The sequence below is a fragment of the Massilia pseudoviolaceinigra genome, from assembly GCF_030846505.1.
GTDB classification, from domain to species: domain Bacteria; phylum Pseudomonadota; class Gammaproteobacteria; order Burkholderiales; family Burkholderiaceae_D; genus Telluria_A; species Telluria_A violaceinigra.
This window is the reverse complement of record NZ_JAVCWL010000001.1, coordinates 48,865-71,391: the sequence shown is the minus strand read 5'-3', so window position 1 is coordinate 71,391 and position 22,527 is coordinate 48,865. Positions and strand designations below refer to the sequence as shown.

The 22,527-nt window shown below is 63.1% G+C and carries 20 protein-coding genes; 12 read left to right on the top strand and 8 right to left on the bottom strand.

Translation table 11 applies throughout. From position 1 onward, the window contains the following. Positions 1-53: 53 nt before the first annotated feature. Positions 54-1,325: a 2-oxoglutarate dehydrogenase complex dihydrolipoyllysine-residue succinyltransferase gene (gene odhB, locus RBA40_RS00365; protein WP_306645048.1), complete on the bottom strand. Its 1,272-nt coding sequence runs from the start codon at positions 1,323-1,325 to the stop codon at positions 54-56. Positions 1,326-1,382: 57 nt separating this feature from the next. Next, entirely contained in the window at positions 1,383-4,238 is a 2,856-nt protein-coding gene (locus RBA40_RS00360) for a 2-oxoglutarate dehydrogenase E1 component (protein ID WP_306645046.1), read from the bottom strand. Positions 4,239-4,664: 426 nt separating this feature from the next. Here RBA40_RS00360 and RBA40_RS00355 point away from each other — a divergent pair, with 426 nt between their 5' ends. The 9 genes from RBA40_RS00355 (at position 4,665) to RBA40_RS00315 (ending at position 13,048) form a co-directional block, all read left to right on the top strand. Beyond that, complete coding sequence (locus tag RBA40_RS00355) at positions 4,665-5,303, top strand: PepSY-associated TM helix domain-containing protein (RefSeq protein ID WP_306645045.1); 639 nt, start codon at positions 4,665-4,667, stop codon at positions 5,301-5,303. A 24-nt stretch (positions 5,304-5,327) separates the two neighbouring features. Then, a complete protein-coding gene (locus tag RBA40_RS00350) occupies positions 5,328-5,843 on the top strand; it encodes a DUF2271 domain-containing protein (protein ID WP_306645043.1) in 516 nt (171 codons plus the stop codon). A 22-nt stretch (positions 5,844-5,865) separates the two neighbouring features. Further along, entirely contained in the window at positions 5,866-6,687 is an 822-nt protein-coding gene (locus tag RBA40_RS00345; protein ID WP_306645042.1) for a DUF4198 domain-containing protein, read from the top strand. Between the two features lie 10 nt (positions 6,688-6,697). Beyond that, positions 6,698-7,708 carry an FAD:protein FMN transferase gene (locus RBA40_RS00340; protein WP_306645040.1) on the top strand — a complete coding sequence of 337 codons (1,011 nt, stop codon included), beginning with the start codon at positions 6,698-6,700 and terminating at the stop codon, positions 7,706-7,708. Next, positions 7,705-9,051, top strand: coding sequence for a sulfite reductase subunit alpha (locus tag RBA40_RS00335; RefSeq protein ID WP_306645038.1), 1,347 nt, complete (start codon positions 7,705-7,707; stop codon positions 9,049-9,051). Before RBA40_RS00340 ends, RBA40_RS00335 begins: the two co-directional genes overlap by 4 nt. A gap of 200 nt (positions 9,052-9,251) precedes the next feature. After that, the gene (locus RBA40_RS00330; RefSeq protein WP_306645036.1) at positions 9,252-11,543 is read left to right on the top strand and encodes a catecholate siderophore receptor Fiu; all 2,292 of its coding nucleotides are present in this window, start codon (positions 9,252-9,254) and stop codon (positions 11,541-11,543) included. 94 nt (positions 11,544-11,637) lie between these two features. Further along, positions 11,638-12,318 (top strand): Fe2+-dependent dioxygenase, encoded by a 681-nt coding sequence (locus RBA40_RS00325; protein ID WP_306645034.1) that lies wholly within the window; start codon positions 11,638-11,640, stop codon positions 12,316-12,318. Between the two features lie 59 nt (positions 12,319-12,377). Further along, on the top strand, positions 12,378-12,758 hold the full coding sequence (locus RBA40_RS00320) for a BlaI/MecI/CopY family transcriptional regulator (protein WP_099876335.1): 381 nt from the start codon (positions 12,378-12,380) through the stop codon (positions 12,756-12,758). 68 nt (positions 12,759-12,826) lie between these two features. After that, entirely contained in the window at positions 12,827-13,048 is a 222-nt protein-coding gene (locus tag RBA40_RS00315; protein ID WP_374710443.1) for an oxidoreductase-like domain-containing protein, read from the top strand. A gap of 70 nt (positions 13,049-13,118) precedes the next feature. Here RBA40_RS00315 and RBA40_RS00310 read toward each other — a convergent pair whose 3' ends face one another. The 3 genes from RBA40_RS00310 to RBA40_RS00300 form a co-directional block, all read right to left on the bottom strand. Continuing rightward, positions 13,119-14,039, bottom strand: coding sequence for a hypothetical protein (locus tag RBA40_RS00310; RefSeq protein WP_306645032.1), 921 nt, complete (start codon positions 14,037-14,039; stop codon positions 13,119-13,121). Positions 14,040-14,373: 334 nt separating this feature from the next. Continuing rightward, the gene (locus RBA40_RS00305) at positions 14,374-15,327 is read right to left on the bottom strand and encodes a ribonuclease Z (protein WP_306645030.1); all 954 of its coding nucleotides are present in this window, start codon (positions 15,325-15,327) and stop codon (positions 14,374-14,376) included. A 112-nt stretch (positions 15,328-15,439) separates the two neighbouring features. Next, positions 15,440-15,985: a PEP-CTERM sorting domain-containing protein gene (locus RBA40_RS00300; RefSeq protein ID WP_306645029.1), complete on the bottom strand. Its 546-nt coding sequence runs from the start codon at positions 15,983-15,985 to the stop codon at positions 15,440-15,442. A 194-nt stretch (positions 15,986-16,179) separates the two neighbouring features. On the opposite strand from RBA40_RS00300, the gene RBA40_RS00295 reads away from it, so the two are divergent. Next, positions 16,180-16,638 (top strand): DUF421 domain-containing protein, encoded by a 459-nt coding sequence (locus RBA40_RS00295; RefSeq protein WP_306645027.1) that lies wholly within the window; start codon positions 16,180-16,182, stop codon positions 16,636-16,638. A gap of 226 nt (positions 16,639-16,864) precedes the next feature. After that, the gene (locus RBA40_RS00290; protein WP_306645026.1) at positions 16,865-17,455 is read left to right on the top strand and encodes a CHRD domain-containing protein; all 591 of its coding nucleotides are present in this window, start codon (positions 16,865-16,867) and stop codon (positions 17,453-17,455) included. Between the two features lie 25 nt (positions 17,456-17,480). Here the strand turns inward: RBA40_RS00290 and gluQRS are convergent, their stop codons facing one another. Continuing rightward, on the bottom strand, positions 17,481-18,533 hold the full coding sequence (gluQRS, locus tag RBA40_RS00285) for a tRNA glutamyl-Q(34) synthetase GluQRS (RefSeq protein WP_306645025.1): 1,053 nt from the start codon (positions 18,531-18,533) through the stop codon (positions 17,481-17,483). Positions 18,534-18,554: 21 nt separating this feature from the next. Next, the gene (locus RBA40_RS00280; RefSeq protein ID WP_306645024.1) at positions 18,555-19,052 is read right to left on the bottom strand and encodes a nuclear transport factor 2 family protein; all 498 of its coding nucleotides are present in this window, start codon (positions 19,050-19,052) and stop codon (positions 18,555-18,557) included. Between the two features lie 391 nt (positions 19,053-19,443). Here RBA40_RS00280 and RBA40_RS00275 point away from each other — a divergent pair, with 391 nt between their 5' ends. After that, positions 19,444-20,832 (top strand): Atrophin-1 multi-domain protein, encoded by a 1,389-nt coding sequence (locus RBA40_RS00275; protein ID WP_306645022.1) that lies wholly within the window; start codon positions 19,444-19,446, stop codon positions 20,830-20,832. Between the two features lie 325 nt (positions 20,833-21,157). Here the strand turns inward: RBA40_RS00275 and RBA40_RS00270 are convergent, their stop codons facing one another. Further along, positions 21,158-22,459 carry a citrate synthase gene (locus RBA40_RS00270; RefSeq protein ID WP_099876310.1) on the bottom strand — a complete coding sequence of 434 codons (1,302 nt, stop codon included), beginning with the start codon at positions 22,457-22,459 and terminating at the stop codon, positions 21,158-21,160. Positions 22,460-22,527: the final 68 nt, after the last annotated feature.

Here is a 22,527-nt window from a genome sequence, read left to right as displayed (position 1 = left end):
CACATCGGCCGCCGCACGCTGGGGAGCATGCGGCGGCGAGGCGCGCTGCGTGCTTACAGGTCCAGCAGCAGGCGCGCAGGATCTTCCAGCGTTTCCTTCATCGTGACCAGGCCCAGGACGGCTTCGCGGCCGTCGATGATGCGGTGATCGTACGACATCGCCAGGTAGTTCATCGGACGCACCACAACGAGCCCGTTTTCGACGACGGCGCGGTCCTTGGTCGCGTGCACGCCCAGGATGGCCGACTGCGGCGGGTTGATGATCGGGGTCGACAGCATGGAGCCGAAGGTGCCGCCGTTCGAGATCGAGAACGTGCCGCCGGTCAGGTCTTCCAGGGTCAGCTTGCCTTCCTTGGCTTTCTGGCCGAATTCACCGATCTTCTTCTCAATTTCGGCAATGCTCATCTGGTCGGCGTTGCGCAGGATCGGCACCACCAGGCCGCGTGGCGAACCGACCGCGATGCCGATGTCGAAGTAGCCGTGGTACACGATGTCGTTACCGTCGACCGAGGCGTTGATGATCGGGTACTTTTTCAGCGCGGCGACAGCGGCCTTGACGAAGAAGGACATGAAGCCCAGCTTGACGCCGTGCTCTTTCTCGAACTTGTCCTTGTACTTGTTGCGCAGGTCGATCACCGGCTGCATGTTCACTTCATTGAACGTGGTCAGGATGGCGTTGGTCGACTGCGACATCACCAGGCGCTCGGCGATACGGGCGCGCAGGCGGCTCATCGGCACGCGCTCTTCCGGACGCTCGCCCAGGTTGGCGGCGCTTGGCGCGGCCACTTGCTGCAGCGGTGCTTTCGCCGGCGCGGCTGGCGCGGCCAAAGGGGCTGGTGCCGCCGGCTTGACGCCACCCGCAACCGCACCGAGCACGTCGCCCTTGGTGACACGGCCATCGCGGCCGCTGCCGGCAACGTCGGACGTGCTCAGGTTGTTATCGGCCAGCAGCTTGGCGGCGGCAGGCATGGCCACATTCGCTTTCGAGGCGATGGCGCCGATGGCGGCGGCAACCGGATCGGCGGCCGCTGGCGCGGGCTGCACCGGCGCCGACGACACTTGCAGCGGGCTGACCTGGGCGGCGGCTTCGGTATCGATGATGGCGATGACTTCGCCGGCGACGACGGTGCTGCCGTCGCCCTTGAGGATCTGGGTGATGATGCCGGCGTTCGGCGCAGGCAGTTCGAGCACGACCTTGTCGGTTTCGATATCGATCATGTTTTCGTCGCGCGAGACTGGCTCGCCGACTTTCTTGTGCCACGACAGCAGGGTCGCTTCTGCTACCGATTCCGACAGAACTGGGACTTTGACTTCGATTTGTGCCATGTAAAACTCCGTGTATTGTTTTTTGCGGCGCCCCTCAGCTGCCGGGGCGCACCGTCATTATTTGGTCAGGATGAAACCCTTGAGCTTCGCGAACGCCGTCTCCAGCAATTCCTTCTGCTGCGCGTTGTGCTTGTCGGCGTAACCGACCGCAGGCGAGGCCGAAGCCGGACGGCCCGCATACGCCAGGCGCTGGCCCGATTCGAGGCTTTCAAAGATGTTGTGCTGGATCTGGAACCATGGTCCCTGATTCTGCGGCTCATCCTGGGTCCACACCACTTCGGTCGCGTTCGGGAACTTTTTCAGTTCAGCCGCGAACGACTTGTGCGGGAACGGATACAGCTGTTCGACACGGATGATGGCGGTGTCGCTCTGGCCGCGTGTCTTGCGGGCGTTCACCAGGTCGTAATAGACCTTGCCCGAGCAGGCGATCACGCGCTTGACCTTCTTGGCGTCGATTTTCTCGTCGACTTCACCGATGACGGTGTGGAAGGCGCCCTTGGCCAGGTCGGTCAGCGGCGAGCTGGCGTCCTTGTTACGCAGCAGCGACTTCGGCGTCAGGATGACCAGCGGTTTGCGGAACTGGCGCACCATCTGGCGGCGCAGCAGGTGGAAAATCTGGGCGCCGGTGGTTGGCTGCACCACTTGCATGTTGTTGTCCGCGCACAGCTGCAGGAAGCGTTCAGGACGCGCCGACGAGTGCTCCGGCCCTTGGCCTTCGTAACCGTGCGGCAGCATCATGACCAGACCCGAAGCGCGGCCCCATTTGACTTCGCCGGACGCGATGAACTGGTCGATCACGACCTGGGCGCCGTTGGCGAAGTCGCCGAACTGGGCTTCCCAGATGGTCAGGGTGTTCGGCTCGGCGGTCGAGTAACCGTATTCGAACGCGAGTACCGCTTCTTCCGACAGCACCGAGTCGATGACGACGAACGGCGCCTGGCTTTCCGATACATTGCACAGCGGGACATAGCTGCCAGCATCCCAGCGCTCGCGGTTCTGATCGTGCAGCACGGCGTGGCGGTGGGTAAAGGTACCGCGGCCGGCATCCTGGCCCGACAGGCGGATGGCGTAGCCGGACGAGACCAGCGAAGCGTAAGCGAGATGCTCGCCCATGCCCCAGTCCAGGTTCAGTTCACCGCGGCCCATGGAGGCGCGGTCGGCCAGCACTTTTTCGACCAGCGAGTGGACCTTGAAGTCTTCCGGCACGGTGGTGATGCGGGTGGCCAGGCGTTTGAGTTCCGTCATCGGCACGGCGGTGTCGGCACTGTCGGTCCATTTGCGGTTCAGGAACGGCAGCCAGTCGACCGCGTACTTGTTCTTGAAGTTCGAGATGACCGGATCGATCGTGTGCTTGCCGGCGTCCATGGCGTCGCGGTAAGCCGACACCATCTTGTCGCCGCCGTCGGCCGCGAGGGTGCCCTGGGCGATCAGTTTGTCCGCGTACAGCTTGCGGGTGCCCGGATGCTGGCCGATTTTCTTGTACATCAGCGGCTGGGTCAGCGCCGGGGTATCCTGCTCGTTGTGACCGAGCTTGCGGTAGCAGATGATGTCGACCACGACGTCTTTCTTGAACTGGACGCGGTAGTCGAGCGCGATTTGCGTCGCCAGCACGACCGCTTCAGGATCGTCGCCGTTCACGTGCAGCACCGGTGCTTCGATCATCTTGACGACGTCCGAGCAGTACAGGGTCGAACGCGCATCGCGCGGGTCGGACGTGGTGAAGCCGATCTGGTTGTTGATCACGATGTGCACCGTGCCGCCCGTGCCGTAGCCGCGGGTTTGCGCAAGGTTCAGCGTTTCCATGACCACGCCCTGGCCGGCAAAGGCCGCATCGCCGTGCACCAGGATCGGCAGCACTTGCGCGCCATCCTTGTCGCCGCGACGCTCCATGCGCGCCTTGACCGAGCCTTCGACGACCGGATTGACGATTTCGAGGTGGGACGGGTTGAAGGCCAGCGACAGGTGAACCGGACCGCCGGCGGTGGCGATGTCGCTCGAAAAACCCTGGTGGTACTTGACGTCGCCCGATGGCAGGTCGTCGCCGTGCTTGCCTTCGAATTCCTCGAACAGTTCCTGGGGCGACTTGCCCAGGGTGTTCACCAGCACGTTCAGGCGGCCGCGATGGGCCATGCCGATAACGATCTCCTGCACGCCTTTTTCGCCGGCCCGCTGGATGGTTTCGTCGATCGACGCGATGAAGGACTCGGAGCCTTCCAGCGAGAAGCGCTTGGCGCCGACGTATTTGGTGTGCAGATAGCGCTCCAGGCCTTCGGCGGCCGTGAGGCGCTCGAGGATGTGGGCTTTTTTCTCGGCCGTGAAGTTCGGGGTCGAGCGGATCGCTTCGAGCTTTTCCTGCAGCCAGCGCTTTTCCGCCGGATCGCCGATGTACATGAATTCGGCGCCGATCGAACGGCAGTAGGTATCGCGCAGCATGTTCAGCAGGTCGCGCAGGGACGCGGTTTCAGGGCCGAAGTAGGTATTGCTGATGTTGAACACGATGTCCATGTCGGCATCGGTGAAGCCGTAGAACGCCGGATCGAGTTCCGGGATCATCGGGCGTTCCTGGCGCTGCAGCGGGTCCAGGTTGGCCCACTGGGAGCCCAGATAGCGGTACGCGGCGATCAGCTGGGTGACGGCGACGCGCTTGCGGCCCATTTCAGGATCGTGCGAGGCGGTCACGACACGGATCGGGCCGGCCTTGGCGCGCTCGGCGAACGAGGCGATGACGGAAGCGTGGGCTACGTCGGGTTTGTTGGAGCCGTCGACTGCAGGGACGTTCTGCATGGAGTCGAAATAGGCGCGCCAGTTGTCTGGCACCGAGCCTGGATTGTCGAGGTAGGCCTCGTACAGCTCTTCAACGTACGGCGCGTTACCACCGAACAAATAGGAGTTCGCGGTTTGTTCTTGCATCATCTTGCTCACCTTTCTTCGCGCTTCGCGAGTTTGGCGGGTTAATCTAACCTTCCGCGACACGGCCTGACCGGTTAGCGGATTGCACATCAAGTTGTGGGGAAGGACTTGTAAAGCTCGCAGCATTCTTACGACGTCGGAAGAATAGCACGCGTATTGTAGCGTAACATTCCATCTTACGAAAAAAGTTGCCAATCATCTTTTTGTATTGGGCGATAACAAAACCACGACTTGGCCGCTAAGAAATTGACACGGCACAATTTTATGGTTAGTTAGCAAGACGGTTTTCTGTGCTATCTCAATACCCATATCTGGTCTTCCACTTTTAAAACAAGCGATTGTTGCGTATTGTAAATCCGGAATCAGTCCATTGACCGAGCAAATGATAATAGTTATCATTTGCGTTTAGTTCGTTGACGGAAGCACCCGATGTCCTCCCCTGCCACGCTCCCCAGCGCCAGCCGCGCCGCCTGGCTGAAGAACCTGCACCGCTGGCACTGGATCAGCTCGGCTTTGTGCCTGATGGGCATGCTGCTGTTCAGCATTACCGGGATCACGCTCAACCACGCCACCCAGATCGAAGCCAAGCCGGTCACCAGCAACCGCAAGGCAACCCTGCCCGCGCCGCTGCGGCGCGACCTGGAGCAGTTCGCGATCAAGCACGCCGACGCGCGCGCCCCGCTGCCGCCGCGCGTGGCCAGCTGGGCCGACCGCGAATTCGGCCTGGACGTGGGCGCCATCGAGGCCGAATGGACTGAGGAAGACGCCTACGTCGCCCTGCCCCGCCCCGGCGGCGACGCCTGGCTGCGCATCGCCGTCGACGGCGCCGCCGAATTCGAGAAGACCGACCGCGGCATGGTTTCCTGGCTCAACGATCTGCACAAGGGCCGCAACGCCGGCCCGGTGTGGAGCTGGTTCATCGATATTTTCGCGGTTGCCTGCGTGGTGTTTTCGCTCACCGGTTTCCTGATCATGAAACTGCACGCGGCCAACCGCCCGTCCACCTGGCCGGTGATCGGCGCCGGCATCCTGCTGCCGCTGCTGCTTGCCCTTCTGTTTACCCATTAAATTCACCCGTCCATAAGGCCCCCCATGAAACTACAGCACACGCTTGCCCTTACCCTTCCCATGCTGAGCAGCTGGGCCGTCGGCGCCGACCTGGCCGTCAAGTTCGAGATCCCGCAACTGAACGTGGCCGAATATCACCGTCCTTACGTGGCGATGTGGCTCGAACGCGCCGACCAGAGCGTGGCGGCCAACCTGTCGGTGCTGTACGACGTCAAGAAAAAGGACAACGGCGGCACCAAATGGGTCAAGGACCTGCGCACCTGGTGGCGCAAGGCCGGGCGCGACGTGGAACTGCCGATCGATGGCGTGAGCGGCGCCACGCGCCCGGCCGGCGAGCAGACCATCAGCTTCGGCCCGGCCCGTACCGGCATCGACAAGCTGCCGGCCGGCGACTACAAGCTGGTGATCGAAGCGGCGCGCGAATCGGGCGGCCGCGAACTGGTACGCGTGCCCTTCACGCTGCCGCTCAAGGGCAAGCAAACGTTCAGTGCGCGCGGCAAGGAAGAACTTGGCGCGGTTTCCCTCCAGATCACCCCTTGATTGCCACACCATGACCAACACAATGATGAACAAAACCCTGCTCGCGCTGGCCCTGGCCGCCGTTTCCCTGAGCGCCTCCGCGCACCGCGGCTGGCTGTACCCGCAGTCGACAATGGTCGAATCGAAGGAGCCGTGGGTGACCATCGACGGCGCCATTTCGGAAGGCTTGTTCGACGTCGACCACGTGGCCCTCAAGCTCGATGGCGCCACCGTCACCGACCCCGATGGCGTGAGCACCCCGGCGCCGGCCGGCTACATGGGCAAGCAGCGCAGTACGTTCGACCTGAAGATGACCAAGAACGGCACCTACAAGATCAGCATCGTCAACCGCAACGTGATGGCCAGCTATAAGGACAAGGCCGGAGAACCCAAGCGTTTCCGCGGCAGCGAGGAAGCCTTTGCCAAGGAAGTGCCGGCCGACGCGCAAGAACTGAAAACCACCTACGCCCACCAGCGCCTGGAGACCTTCGTGAGCGCCAACAAGACCAGCGACGGCGCCTTCAAACCGAGCGGCGTGGGGCTGGAGATGATCCCGCTGACCAATCCGACCGACCTGCGCGCGGGCGAAACGGCCAAGTGGCGCTTCCAGCTCGATGGCAAGCCGCTGCCGAAGTTCGCCTTCAGCCTGATTCCGGGCGGGGTGCGCTATCGCGGCGTGCTCGGTGAAGTGCGCCTGGAGACCGACGCCAAGGGCGAAGTGGCGGTGACCTTGCCGGCGCCAGGCATGTACTGGCTCAACGCCGGCTTTCCGGCCGCCCAGCCGAAAGGCCCGGCTCCCGCCGATGCACCGGCGGTGACGCGCCGCTACAGCTACGCCGCCACGCTCGAAGTGCTGCCAGAGTAAGCCAGAGCAGATGCGACGCCACGTTCTCGTCCCCCTCGCGATCGCGCCGGCCCTGCCGCCGCGCGCAAGCACGCTGCACGAGCTTGGCGGCAGCACCATGGGCACCAGCTGGTCGGCGCGCGTGATGGCCCCAGGCGGCGCCCGTGCGGCCTTGCTGGAGGACCTGCAGCGCCAGCTCGACCTGGTGGTGGCGCAAATGAGCCACTGGGAACGCGACTCGAATCTGAGCCGCTTTAACAGCGCCCCGGCGGGCAACTGGCATCGCCTGCCGGATGAATTTTTCACGGTGCTCAGCTACGCGCTGGAGGTGGCCGAGGCCAGCGGCGGCGCCTACGATCCGTGCGCCGGCGCGCTGGTCGACGCCTGGGGTTTCGGCGCCCGCCAGCGCTACAACGAAGCCAATTTTTACGCGCCGCTGCCGGCTGCCAGCACGGCCATCGTGGCGCGCGGCGACCGCCAGCGCCTGCGGCTCGACGCGAGCAGCCGGCGCGCGCTGCAGCCGGGCGGCGTGCGGATCGACCTGTCGTCGGTGGCCAAGGGTTACGCGGTCGACCTGCTGGCGCGCTGCCTGGAAGCGCAGGGTTTGCATCACTACCTGGTTGAAATCGGCGGCGAACTGCGCGGCGCCGGCACCAAGGCCGACGGCCAGCCGTGGTGGGTCGCGCTGGAAGGCGTGCCGGACGCCGGCGGCGGCGCAGGCCAGACCACGGTGGCGCTGCACGGGCTGGCCATTGCCACCTCCGGCGACTACCGGCGCTACTTCGAGCATGGCGGCCGGCGCGCCTCGCACACGCTCGACCCGCGCACCGGCACGCCGATCCGCAACGACGTGGCCTCGGTCACCGTGCTGCACGCCGAATGCATGGCGGCCGATGCGCTCTCGACCGCGCTGTCGGTGCTCGGCCCGGACCAGGGCCTGGCCTTCGCCGAAAGCCGGCACCTGGCCGCGCGCTTTCTGCTGCGGCATAGCGGCGGCCTGCGCGAAGTCGTCTCCAGCGCTTATCGGGAACTGCTGCAATGATGATCAGCGTCGATCCGGTGCGCTGGGGCGGTGCCGCTGTCGCCGTGGCGGCCTACGCGGGCATGTGCCTGGCGCTGCTGCGCGCGCGCCGCGGCCTGCGCCGGGAGGTCGATGCCGGCAACGCCGACTGGCTGGTGGCCTACGCCAGCCAGACCGGCACCGGCGAAGCGCTGGCCGCGCATACCGTGGCGACCCTGCGCACAGGCGGCCTGTCGGCGCGCGCGATCAGCGTCGAGCACTTGGATGACGCCACCTTGCGCGGCACCGCGCGCATCCTGTTCATCGCCAGCACCTATGGCGAGGGCGACGCGCCCGACAGCGCGGCGCGCCTGGCTCGCCTGCTCGACCAGGCCGATCTTGCGCTGGACCAGTTGCATTACGCCGTGCTGGCGCTGGGCGACAGCAGCTACGCCAATTACTGCGGCTTCGGACGCCGCCTCGATGACGCCTTGCGGACACGCGGCGCGCAGGCGCTGTTCGAGCGGGTGGAGGTGGACCGCGGGCGTGCCGCCGCCATCGACGCCTGGCAGCATCACCTGAGCCACCTTGCGGGCACCAGCGACGCCCCCGACTGGAGCGCGCCGGCGTACGGCCACTGGCGCATCGCCGCGCGCCACCTGCTCAACCCGGGCAGCGCGGGCGCGCCGGTGTACCGCATCGACCTGCGGCCCGCCGCTGGCGACTTGCCCGACTGGGAAGCGGGCGACCTGGTACAGGTGAGCGCGCCGGGCGAGCCGGATTATCCGCGCGAGTATTCGATTGCCTCGACCATGGCCGAAGGCTGCCTGTCGCTGCTGGTGCGCTTGCACGTGCGCGACGACGGCAGCCTGGGACTGGCGTCCGGCTGGCTGTGCCGCGAGGCGCAGGAAGGCGATGCGGTGCTGCTGCGCGTGCGCCAGCACAAGCGCTTTCGCATCGGCGAGAACGCCGGCCGCGCGCTGATTTTGATCGGCAACGGCACCGGCATCGCCGGCCTGCGCGCGCACCTGAAAAGCCGCGCCGATGCGGGCGAGGCGCGCAACTGGCTGATCTTCGGCGAACGCAATGAAGCGCATGACCACTTCTGCGCCGCCGATATCGCGCAATGGCGGCAGGCCGGCATGCTCGACACTCTCAGCCTGACGTTTTCGCGCGATGGCGACAGCGCGCGCTACGTCCAGCACGCACTCGAGGCGCAAGCCGCGCAGCTGCGCGCGTGGGTGGATGCGGGCGCGGCCATCTACGTCTGCGGCAGTCTGCAAGGCATGGCCGGAGCGGTGCACGCAACCCTTGACACGGTGCTCGGCGGCGACACGCTGGCCATGCTGAACGAGAGCGGCCGCTACAGGCGTGACGTGTACTGACGCCAATTTTCACGTCCGTAAATATGCGCATCGCATACTTTTGCCCCGTTTGTCAAATAAGAATGAGAATAGTGTTGATAACGATTCTCATTTACATGGTTTTACATTTCTCCTAGAATGACTAGGTTGTTGGCAATTTATGCCCACCGGTGCGCATGTTCAGGCGCCGGCGCCCACCCTACGTCGAAGAAGAGAAGCAGATGGCACCGATCAAAAGCCGCAAGCACGCGCAATCCCGTTTCAATCAACACATGAGCGTCGCGCTTGCCGCGCTGCTGGTGCCGGTGGCCGCCCACGCTGCTGCCGACGCTCCTCAGGCGCGCACCCTGCCGGAAGTCCAGGTCGTCAGCAAAACCGGCGAAGAAACCACCAACGACTTCAAGGCCGAACGCGCCGCGTCGCCGAAATACACCGAACTGCTGATCAACACCGCGCAATCGGTCAGCGTCATCAAGAAAGAACTGATCCAGCAGCAAGGCGCGGTGACCCTGACCGAAGCGCTGCGCAACACGCCCGGCGTGGGCGCCTTCTTCCTCGGGGAAAACGGCAACACGACCACCGGCGACAGCATCTACATGCGCGGCTTCGATTCGTCGACCAGCATTTTTGTCGATGGCGTGCGCGACATCGGCTCGATTTCGCGCGACGTGTTCAACGTCGAACAGCTCGACGTGCTCAAGGGTCCGGCCGGCACCGACACCGGGCGCGCGTCGCCGACCGGATCGGTCAACATGGTCACCAAGCAGGCGGTGATGGAGTCCGGCACGACCGGCTCGGTGATCGCCGGCAGCGGCAAGCAAAAGCGCGCCACGGTCGATTACGCCCAGGTGCTGAGCGCCGAAAAAGGCATCGCCCTGCGCCTGAACGCGCTGGCCCAGGACAGTGGCGTTGCGGGGCGCGATGTCGTCAAGGACCAGCGCTGGGCGCTGGCGCCTTCGATCGCATTCGGCCTGAACAGCCCGACCCGCGCCTACCTGAACTACCTGCATGTGAAACAGGACAACGTTCCCAACGGCGGCGTGCCGACCATCGGCCTGCCGGGCTACAAGAGCCCGGACGCGCGCACCTTCCTGACCAGCGCGCCGCGCGTCGATCCGGGCAACTTCTACGGTTCCACGACCGACTACGACGAAGTCACGGCCGACATGTTCACCGCCAAGGTCGAGCATGATTTCTCGCCGAACGTCAAGCTGCAGAACACGACGCGCTACGGCAAGACGTCGCAGGATTACCTGCTGACCGCGTTCATGGGCAACAGCGTCAACCTGAAAACGCCGAACCCGAACGATCCGTCCAGCTGGACCATCACGCGCGGCAACCGCACCGTCAAGGACCAGACCAATTCGATCCTCACCAACCAGAGCGTGGCCACGGTGGGCCTGGAGCTGGGCGGCATGAAGCACACCTTCGTGGGCGGGCTGGAACTGACCAGCGAAGAACAGAGCACCTACGGCTACCTTGGCGCGGGCACGATGACGGTCGACTCGCTGTACGCGCCCAATCCGGCTTCGCCGATCAGCGGCCTGAACCTGGTGCGCAATGGCGTGAGCACCAACTCCAAGGTCGACACCCAGAGCGTGTACCTGTTCGATACCATCAAGCTGGGCGAGAAGTGGATCTTCAACGTGGGCGGCCGCATGGACCACTTCAACGTGAACTACAACGCGACCAGCCTGTCGACCGCCGCCGCCAATCCGGCGCTGCCAGTGGGCACCCTGCTGCCGACCACGCTCAAGCTGAGCGACACGGTGGGTAACGGCAAGGTGTCGGCGCTGTACAAGCCGACTGCCGACAGCAGCGTGTACGCGTTGCTGGCGACGTCGAAGAACCCGCCGGGGACCAACATGGCCTTGTCGGCGTCGGCCAACAGCGCATCGAACCCGAAATACAATGCGCAGCAATCGACCACGACCGAAATCGGCACCAAGTGGGATTTCCTCAAGCAAAAGCTGTCGGTCACGGCGGCGCTGTACCGCACCACGGTCAAGAACGAGCTCGAGCAAGATCCGGTGGACCTGGTCTACTACCAGACCGGGCGCAAGCAGGTCAAAGGGATCGAACTGGGCGTGACGGGTGAAGTGGCGCGCAACTGGCTGGTCAGCGCCGGCTACGCCCGCATGGATACCGAAGTGAGCAACGGCAAGGTCGTGACCGCCAGCGGGATCAATAGCCTGAACTACACGCCGAAAGATGCGTTCACCTCGTGGACCTCGTACACCCTGCCGATGGGCCTGAAAGTGGGCGGCGGCGCGCGTTATGTCGGCAAGCTGCTGCGCGGCACCGATGGCGCGGTCGGCACGCCCGCGTATGCCGATGCGTACTGGGTGGTCGATGCGATGGCGTCGTACTCTGTGAGCAAGAACCTGGACGTGCAGCTGAACGTGTACAACCTGGCGGACAAGGAGTACATTGCGCAGATTAACAAGAGCGGTTATCGCTATACGCCGGGCGCGCCACGCTCGGCGAGTCTGACGGCAAACTTCCGCTTCTAAACGCAGTACCGGCATCGTCGAACACCGTCATGTCCGCCACTGGCAGGCATGACGGTGTTTGGCTTTCCACTTTCTTCGCCACCATTTTATTGCCATGATGCTCCATATTCCCCACGTGCTCAGTCCCGACCAGGTCGCCGCCATGCGCCTGGCTCTCGATAACGCCGACTGGACCGACGGCCGCGCCACCGTCGGCGCCCAGGGCGCGCAGGTCAAGCACAACCAGCAACTGCCCGACAACGGCCCCGTTGCTACTGAACTGGGCAGCATCATCCTCGCGGCCCTGGCCACCAATCCCCTCTACTTCGCCGCCGCCCTGCCCCTGCGCACCGTGCCGCCGCTGTTCAACCGCTACACCGGCGGCGAACACTACGGCGCCCACGTGGACGGCGCCGTGCGCAACGTGGCTGGCAGCGCCTTGCCGCTGCGCACCGACCTGTCGTGCACCGTGTTCCTGTGCGAGCCCGAGGACTACGATGGCGGCGAACTGATCATCAACGATACTTACGGCGTGCATGAAGTCAAATTGCCGGCAGGCGACATGATCGTCTACCCTTCGTCCAGTGTGCACAAAGTCGAGCCGGTCACGCGCGGCAGCCGCGTCTGCTCCTTTTTCTGGGTGCAAAGCATGGTGCGCGACGATGGCCGCCGCGCCATGCTGCTCGAACTCGACCAGACCATCGTTCGCCTGCGCGCCCGCCTTGGCGATACCGAGGAAACGGTCGGCCTGACCGGGCATTATCACAACCTGCTGCGGATGTGGTCGGAGATCTGAACTGGACTTTCGCATCTAGATAATTTATTCTAGATGCATTCCCACCAGTACCTTCCCCCATGTCCGAGCCGTCCGCCACCCCCAAGCCCACCGCATCGGAACTGGAGATGCTGCGCCTGCTGTGGCAACTCGGTCCGGCCAGCGCCAAACAGGTGCACCAGGCGGCTGTGGCCAGCCGCCCCGACATGGCGTACGCGACCGTGCTGCGCCTGCTCCAGCTGATGCACACCAAGGGCTTGCTCACGCGCGACGAAAGCGCCCGCGCGCATGTGTACGCGCCGGCGCAGCCGCAGGATTCGCTCCAGACCAGCCTGATCAAGGAATTGATCCACAAGGCGTTTTCGGGGTCCGGCAAGGAACTGGTGCTGGCGGCGTTGCGCGGCCATGTGAGCGCGCGCGAACGGGCTGAGATCCAGGCGATCCTGGACCAGGAAAAGTGAGGACGGCCGTATGAGCATGGACCTGAACCGCGATGCGTCGTTTTCGCTGGTGGAGGGACTGGTCGCGTATGCCGCGTAAGTCTTCGCCCAAGGGCATCGCGACGGTTGCCAAGCCAGCCTCCCGGCAAGAATCCGCTCCGCGGCCACCAGTCCAGCCCGGCCTGGAAGATTGCTGCCGCAGCGGCTGCACGCCCTGCGTATTCGATCTGTACGACGATGCGATGGACCGCTACAGGATCGAGATGGCAGCTTGGCAATCTCGACATCCGGGCCCACCGGCCAGCAAATAACACTGCCGTTCAGGAGCGCCTGCCCGGTGACGCTGACAGCGTGTCAACGCCATTCCGCTGACGCGGCACGCTATGGTTCGGCGCGCAGGGCGATCGCGCCGGTGACCACGGTCTCCCTCCGGTTGCGTTCCTTGATGTTGAGCGTCAGGCGAAAGCGCACCCCCACCAGGCCGGCACGATCGCCGAAGAACGCGCCGAGAGCGTCGTAGCGCTCCGGCGGCGGATCGTACTGGCTGGCCGGCACGGCCACGCCGTACTCGCATGCGTCGCCCATCGGTTGCTTCGGTGGCGGGCGTTTGCGGCACTCGACCGGCGCGCCGTTGACCAGCGTGGGCGCCGCCGCATGAATCCGATATTCTGTTTCGGGCGTGACCATCAGCGGAACGCTGAACGCGCGCCGCTTGCCGTCCACGTTGAGCGTGAAGGTCAGCGTGCCGCTGACCACCGGGGACGTTTGCAGCGTAATGCGCGCGTCCTGCACCTCGCCTGGCGGCACCTGTCCGTCACCGCCATAGCCACCCTCAAAGGTGGCCTTGGTGGCGCCGAACTGGCGGTAATTGAGCGACGGCTTGGTGAACATCATGTACTTCGTGTCGCCGGGCTGGCGCGGCATGGGTTTCTTGCTGACCTGCGCCATCAGGCGCTGGGTGGCCCAGGCACTCATCGCCATCTGCTCGCGCACCGGCAGCAGCCGCATTTCCCTTTGCAGGCGCTTGAAACTCTCCTGGCCGGCGATTACGTGATAGCGCGCGGTCCGTCCCCACCACAGTTCGCCGGCCTGGCCGGTACTGCCGTGCTCCAGCCAGTCGCCGGCCGGATATCCCTGCGGCTGGAATGCGGCGGATGCATGCTGGTCCCTCACAGCGCTCAGCAAGCCGTCGCGCCACGCGGCAACGCCGTTGGTAACGACGTCGTAGTTGGAATTGAGTCCGGCGCCGATGAGCGTCTGGTGACATGCGTTGGTCTTGGCTCCGTCCGGCAGCCAGGGCATATTCGGAACCGGGTGGTCAGGATCGCGACAGTCGACGATCGTTTCCGGGCCCGCCGTTGCGCACGTACTGGCACAGGTCAACAGGAGAACTGACAAGAGTTTATTCATGGGAGCTCACGACAGAAGATTGTTATTTACACAGCAACTATACGTGGTTCTATCCATATTGCCTACGCAGTCGTTGGATTTCCTGCATTGCACGCCTGAGGCTGTAAGTTGCAGATGATGGCCAATCGGCTGCGCGCACATTTGACGCACAGCAAACGGTGCCGCCCCCCGCGTACGCCAATGCGGGTAGCGCGGCAGTGCAAAACCGGGTAGTGGTTCGGGCCGCTCAAAGCTTCCGCACTACCCCGGCCGCATCCAGTTCATAGCTGGCAAAATCTTGCGCCAGGAACAGGTTGCCCGCGTAATGCTGGCGCGCCTCCGCTTCCAGTTCCGCCATGCCTTCCGGATTGTCGTAGCGCGCGCTGAAATGCGTCAGGATCAAATTCGGCAAGCCGCGTTCGGTGGCGAACTGCGCCACGCGCTGCACGGAGCTGTGGGTCGGCCCGGGTCCGACTTTCTGCAGGATGGCCTCGGTGTAGGTCGCCTCGTGCACCAGCACTTGCGCGTCCGCGCAGGCGTCGCTCAGCAGCGCTGGGGTATCGTTGTCGCCGCCAATCACCGCCACCGCGCGCTGGACATCGGACACGCGGAAATCGGCGGCCGCCAGCGTCGTGCCGTCGTCCAGCGTCACATCGTGCCCGGCCTGCAACTTGCCCCAGAGCGGACCGGACGGCACGCCGCGCGCGCGCAAGGCAGCGCTGTCGAGCTTCCATTTGACGGTCTCGACGGCGAAGCGAAAGCCGACGCTCGGCGCCCGGTGCGACAGGTGGTGACGCTCGATCGTCAGGCCCGGTTCCTGGTGCACCTGCTGCTCGCCGGTGACATCCACATGGATCAGCGGAAATGGCAGGAACAGCTCGGTATGCAGCATGGTCGCATCCAGCCAGGCCTTGACGGCCAGCGGCGCGATGAGGATCAGCGGGCGCTTGCGTCCGTTCATGGCGGCGCTGGCCAGGAAACCGGGCAAGCCATAGCTGTGATCGCCATGGATGTGGGTGATGCAAATGCCGGCCAGGTCGTGCACCGTCAGGGGAACGTGCTGCAGGCGGTGCTGGGTGCCCTCGCCGCAGTCGATCAGCCACCAGTCGCGGTTCAGGGAGGTCTGCAGCGCCAGCGCGGTGACGTTGCGGTTTTTGGTGGGCACGCCCGAGGACGTGCCGAGAAAGGTCAGTTTGAACATGCCGCATTATGCGCCAGCCGATTCGGCGGCGCCAGCGCAGCTATTGGCGACCCGGGCGGGCCGCCTTGCGCAAGCAGCCTCACGGCGGGCGCGAGCAGCTGCGCAGTTCGCGTCAGGCTTGCCGGGCCTTGCGGGCGCGATGTGCGCCGAAGCCGACCACCGCCAGTCCCAGCGAGAGCATCGCGATCGAGGTCGGTTCAGGCACCGCCGTGGTAATGAACTGGCCACTGAAGTAGGCATCGCGCGTGCCGCTCACGCCGCTCAGGTTGATTTCGACGTAGTCGGCGCCGAAGGTCAGGCCGTAACCCACCATATTGGTATCGACCATCAGCGATTGCAGCGACGCACCGTTGCTGAAGTCCAGGTCAGTCAGGCGAAAGACAATCCCGGCGCCCCAGGCGAACGGGTTCCGGTAATCCATGACGAAGCGGTCGGCGTCGACATTGAGCGTGTAGGCAACGCTATAGTTTTTCTGGTCGGCCAGGCCGTTCTCGACGACAAACGGGCTGTCCAGACCGAATCCGTTGATGCGCCCCACCCCTTTGCCGGTGTCGATGGTGCGGTACATGCCGGCGTCGACGGTGTCTCCCAGCAAAGATGCATCGGCGCGTGCATCGGCGATCAAAACGAGTCCCAACAATACTGACAACAACTTCATTCCTGTCTCCTTTATAGTTATTTTCATAATTTCCATGAAACATGAAATTAACATAAAAATGAGTTGTATGTACAACTTTTGTTGTGACTGGCTGGGCAAGCACCGCACATGCGGAAATCCACGTTTGCCCCCATTTCTTTACAATATGATAAAAATCCGCAGTGCGCCATGCTGCATCCCTGAAAGGAACCCCGATGTTCGAGATGAGCCATCCCTGGTGGGAATTCGTCGTGCGCGGCGCGGCCGTGTATCTGATCCTGCTGGTCATGGTGCGCGTGTCCGGGCGCCGCACGGTGGGCCAGTTCACGCCCTTCGACCTGCTGGTGGTGATGCTGCTCAGCGAGGCGGTGTCCAATTCGCTGACGGGCGGCGATCAATCGCTGGTCGGCGGCTTCATCGTGGCGGTGGTGCTGGTCGGACTGAATATGACGATGTCGTTCCTGTCATCGCGCAGCAAGAAAATGTCCGACATTCTCGACGGCAGCGCCGTGCTGCTGGGACGCGACGGCGAACTGTACGACAAGGTGATGAAACGTTGCCGGATTTCACGCGAAGAGGTCGACCAGGCCCTGCGCTGCTCCGATTGCGACATCAAGGACATGCGCTGCGCGTTTCTTGAAGCCGATGGGCAAATCACGATCCAGAGAAAATAGCACTGTTGCCGTCTGGACGGATACAAAAAAATAGTGAACATCCCGGGCGTATTTATCGATGCGGCGAGGTCGAACCTCTGTACCGCGTCGATGGCGCCCGCTTCGTGCTTCCCAAAGCCAACCCAGCTGCGGCTCTCCCCTCGCGTGTTCACGTTGTCGATGCCGGTTTCGTGCTCGCTGGAACCGCTTGACTCGCCATTCGTGTCGTCACCTCAGGAGAACATGCATGAACCGTATCCTCTCATCGCTGGCAATCGTGTTTGCCATGCTGCTTGCACGGCCGGCGTTCGCCGACGTCACCACCTACCGCGCCACCATGAGCGGCCCGAGCGAGGCGCAGCCGAATGCATCGCCCGCATTCAGCATCGCCACCTTCATCATCGACGACCTTGCCATGACCTTGTCGATGAACGTTCCTTTCTTCAATCTGCGCGGTACCACCACCACGGCGCACATCCACTGCTGCACCGCCGATCTGCTGAGCGGCATCGCGCCACCGGCAACGCCCGAGCTTAACCAGTTCGGCTTTCCGACGGATGTCAGGCAAGGCGTGTTCAACGCCACGCTCAGCCTGGCCGATCCCTCCGCGTTCAACCCCGGCTTCCTGCAGGCCAGTGGCGGGACCGTGGAACAGGCGCGCGCCGCGCTGATCCAGGGCTTTGCCGCCAACAAGGCTTACTTCAACATCCACTCCGCGCAGTTTCCGGCCGGCGAAATCCGCGGCTTCATCGTGGCGGTGCCGGAGCCGGGTTCCTGGGCGATGATGGCATTGGGATTGGGCGTACTGGGATTCATCGCGCGCAAGAAGCGGCGCTGAGCACGGCCCGGCCGGCATCGTCTGCTCAGGCGGGCCCGCACGACAATCCGACACGGTTCGCCCAGGCGGGGATCGCCGCTTGCCAGAATGTGCTGATCGAGTCCGTCGGCGCGACAGGCAGTTGCAGGAATGCGGCGGCGGCCTGCAGTGCGCGCAAGGCTTGGCCTTCATTGTCGGGGGCTACCGCCAGCGCGCCTGTCTGTTTGGAGAGCTTTTCGCCATCCGCATTGCGCACGACCGGCACATGCAGATAGCGCGGAGTAGGCACGCCCAGCAGGCGCTGCAGATAAATCTGGCGCGGCGTCGAATCGATCAGGTCGGCGCCGCGCACGATGTCGGTAACGCCCTGCTCCGCGTCATCGACAACGACGGCAAGCTGGTAGGCCCAGAAGCCATCGGCGCGCTTGAGCACGAAATCGCCTGACTCGGTTGCCAGATGTTGCGCCATGTAACCGGCGGCGCGGTCGGTGAATGCAATCAGGCCGGCATCGGTCGGGGTCGCGGAAATGCTGGCCGGGGTGGCGGGACTGCTAGCCCGGGTGGCGAGACTACTGCCCGTGGTGGCGGGACGACTGATGCTGCCTGCCGTCCCGGCCGCGTCGGGTACCCGCATGTCGGGTACCCGCATGTCGGATACCCGCATGTCGGGCACCCGTACGCGCAGACTACGCATGGTCTTGCCTGGCGCCAAGCCATTACGGCAGGTGCCGGGATAGATGGCGGAACCATCGGGTGCGGTGCCGAGGCGGGAATCGGCGATTTCGCGGCGGTTGCAGCCGCAGGGATAGACGTGCGCGCCGAGTTTGTCGGCGGCGGCCTGGTACAGCTGCTTGCGCCGGCTCTGCCAGACCACGTCGCCATCCCAGTCCATGCCCAGGGATCGCAGGAGCGCCAATATGCCTTCAGCGGCGCCCGGCACGCTGCGGCCTTCGTCCACATCTTCGATCCGCACCAGCCAGCGGCCATGATGGGCTTTGGCGTCCAGATAGCTGGCCATGGCCGCCACCAGCGATCCCTGGTGCAGCGGACCGGATGGCGAGGGCGCGAAGCGGCCAATATAGTGAGGTCGATTGAGCACGTGCTGGCGTTTCGCTGGGGGTTATTTCACGGACGGAGCCGCTTCAAAATCCTTGATCGTTTTGGTCACCTTGTCCGCCACCGGATTGGGAACCGCGATGGAGAGCTGATAATGCTCGATCTCGAATCCCTTGTCCGTCTTGCGCATAACTCCGCTGGCCTGGCACACGCCCACCTGGGTGTCGAGCAGTTCGTCGAACCAGATGAAGTTCTTGTCGGCGGACATATATACATTGCGCTTGGTGGCTTTAAAGGACCACGCCGCACCCTTGTCGAAGAAGCGTTTGGCCCACGTCTTGAACTGGTCGCGGTTCCACAGCTCGGTCTTGTCAGTGCCGATATAAACCCCATGCTTCGCCATCTTGTCGAAATAGGCCGGACGCGCGTGCGCGGCGTCGTCGTGCCATTCGTCGATAAAGGCGTTGATCTGCTTCGTATACGGCGCGGCAGGGTCGGATGGTTGGGCAAACGCGCCCAGGGTGAACAGGGAAAGGATGCAGGCCAGCAGTGTTTTCTTCATTCTGACTTTCCGGAAGCAAGGGCGGGATGATACGCGATTGTACACGCCCCGGACGGGCACCGGCACGATCGCCCATCGCCATGGCGAGATGATAACTAATATTAACCTGCTTCAATTAACATTATCGACCTGATGCACATATTATATTTTTTAATGCTATTACTAAAACAAAAAACTTATTAATTCGAATGTATGAATATCGGGTAGATTCATGGATATCCGATATTTATCGCGGATAAAATAAGCCAAAGTACTTTCTCTTCGGAATAATATGATATTGTTAAATCCGCTGATATAAGCATCAGCCAAAACTGACGACCTTCCATTTTCATTCTTACCGTTCCACTTGCGGCCTTTATGCAATGCCGTATCCATTCCGAGGATTTTTCAGATGAAATTACTTGTAGCTGTTGGAACACTCGCGCTGGTGTCCGTGACGCAGGCGTACGCACAGACCGTACCCACGGTACCTTTTGGCACCTACCAAAAACCCTTTGCCGCCGATTCGCTCTGGAATTCCTATCCGGTCAAGCCGGTATTCGACACCTGGCAAATCCCGGCCACCACATGGAATCCGGCCATTCAAGGCGGCGATTACTCATCCGGCATTTTTGAAGCAAAAGCCAGCGACGCACCGATGCTGATTTACCCGGTCGCCGGCAGGAGCGGCGTGGTCGATACCGACACCGAGATGTCGACCCCGACCTACACGATTCCCCATTGGCCGGCGAACACTGTTCCCGCGAAAGGCAGCGATGGCCATGCCGATATCGTCGATGCGGGCCTGAACCGGATCTATTCGTTTTCCAACCTGAAGAAAAACGCCGAAGGCAAGTGGACCGCGACCAGGGTGTCATGGACGCCTTTGAACGGCACTGGCTGGGGCGACCCGGCCCATCACTATCAGGGAGCGCGCGCGGCCGGTCCCGCGCCGACGGGCGGCATGATCCGCATCGCCGAGGCCAATGATGGAAAACCCCTGTTCGAGCACGCCCTGTCCATGTCGCTCGATTTCACGGGATTGCTGGCCGGGGCCGACCGCTACACCTATCCGGCGACGGCAGCCGACACTCCGATACCGGACAAGCCGAACACGGGCCGGATTCCCGAAGGCGCGCGCGTCATGCTGCCGCCCGATTTCGACCTGAGCAAGATCACCGATGCGCGGCTGCTGAAGGTCGCCAGGACGTTGATGAAATACGGCGCCTATGTCGTCGACCGCAACTACAACACACCCTTCGCGATCTATGTGGAAATTGGCGCAGACTGGTCCGCGTCGCCGCCTGCCCAGCTCGACCTGGTACGCAAGAGCCTGCGCCGGGTGCTGGGCCAGACTGGCCATATCGACGGCAACGGCATTGCGCGCGTGCCGGAATCGCGCGTCAACCTGCTCTCGCTGCGCGGCACCTGGATTCTGATCGATGGTGTTGGCTCGCAAGGGGTGTACGACACCTTCAGCCAGTCGCTGGTGTGGGGCACGACCACGACGCGGCCGATGACCCAGATTAACTATTCGAACTGGGGCCTGGGCCGGGTCGCGAACAAGTACCCCACCGCGCCCAAGCGCTACAAGCTGTCTGTCGAATCGACGGGGGGCACCACCATGAGCATGACGATGCAAGTGGGCACCGTCAAAACCACGACGGCACAACTGGGCAATGGCCAGAGCGAGACGGTGCAATGGCCCGACAAAGCCACCGCCTTTTTCACGGCCAAAAAACCGGTGGGCGGACCAGCGAGCCTGAAAGCGCGCCTGATCGAACTGCCAGCAGGCGAGTGAGCGGGCGCGCATCCACAAGAAGCGAGCGCCAGGGTCACGGACTTACAGTCCTCTGACCGAACATCATTCCGGCGCAGGCGGGAATCCAAGGCACCTTCGATTAGCAGACACACCTTGGATTCCCGCCTGCGCGGGAAGTCATTTCTGCCAATGGCAGGAATGACGGTTTTGAGTGCTCTGGTAACAAACGACGGATTCGAATCCAGCCGTAACAAACGACGGGTTCGAATGTTATGCTATCAAATGCGCCGGGTGCCAGGCCTCACAAGCAGGCAATAAAAAAGCGAGCCATCGGCTCGCTTTTTTTAATGGCAACGCGCTTCGATCAGCGCTTGTCCATCGGTTTCACGTCGCGCGTCGGCGAGCCGACGAACAGCTGGCGTGGACGGCCGATCTTTTGCTCCGGATCGGAAATCATCTCGTTCCATTGCGCGATCCAGCCGATGGTGCGCGCCATTGCGAAGATACCGGTAAACAGCGACACCGGAATGCCCAGCGCCGATTGCACGATGCCCGAGTAGAAGTCGACGTTCGGGTACAGCTTGCGCGACACGAAGTATTCGTCTTCCAGCGCGATTTTTTCCAGCGCCATGGCCAGCTTGAACAGCGGGTCGTCCTGCAGACCGAGCTCTTGCAGCACTTCGTGGCAGGTTTCGCGCATCAGCTTGGCGCGCGGATCGAAGTTCTTGTACACGCGGTGACCGAAACCCATCAGCTTGACGCCGGAGTTCTTGTCTTTCACCTTGGCGATGAACTCAGGAATCTTGTCGACGGTGCCGATTTCCTTGAGCATGTTCAGTGCCGCTTCGTTCGCGCCACCGTGCGCCGGGCCCCACAGGCAGGCGATGCCGGCAGCGATACAGGCGAACGGGTTGGCGCCCGAAGAACCAGCCAGGCGAACGGTCGAGGTCGACGCGTTCTGCTCGTGGTCCGCGTGCAGGATCAGGATGCGGTCGAGTGCGCGCACCAGCACTTCGTTGACTTTGTATTCTTCGCACGGATTGCCGAACATCATGCGCATGAAGTTGGCGCTGTACGACAGGTCGTTGCGTGGGTACACGAACGGCTGGCCGATCGAGTATTTGTACGACATGGCGACCAGGGTCGGCATCTTGGCGATCAGGCGGATGGCCGATACTTCGCGGTGATGCGGGTCGTTGATGTCGAGCGAGTCGTGGTAGAACGAGGCCAGCGCGCCGACCGTGCCAACCAGCACCGACATCGGGTGCGCGTCACGGCGGAAGCCGCGGAAGAAAAATTGCATCTGCTCGTGCACCATGGTGTGCTTGGTGACGGTGTCGCTGAATTTCTGGTTTTCTTCTTTGTTCGGCAGTTCGCCGTTCAGCAGCAGGTAGCAGGTTTCCAGGAAGTCGCAATTGACGGCCAGTTGCTCGATCGGGTAACCGCGGTACAGCAGTTCGCCCTTGTCGCCATCGATGTAGGTGATGGTCGAGTTGCAGGCGGCGGTCGACATGAAGCCCGGGTCGTACGTGAATTTGCCGGTTTGGGCGTACAGCTTGCGGATGTCGATGACGTCCGGGCCAACGGTGCCCTTGTAAATCGGCATGTCGATGGGCGTGCTGCCATCGGAAAACGACAGGGTGGCTTTGGTATCAGAGATGTTCATGGCACTTCCTTCTTGGGAGGTGAGGTCTACAAAATAAAAATTACGAAACTTGTCGAGCTATTGCCACG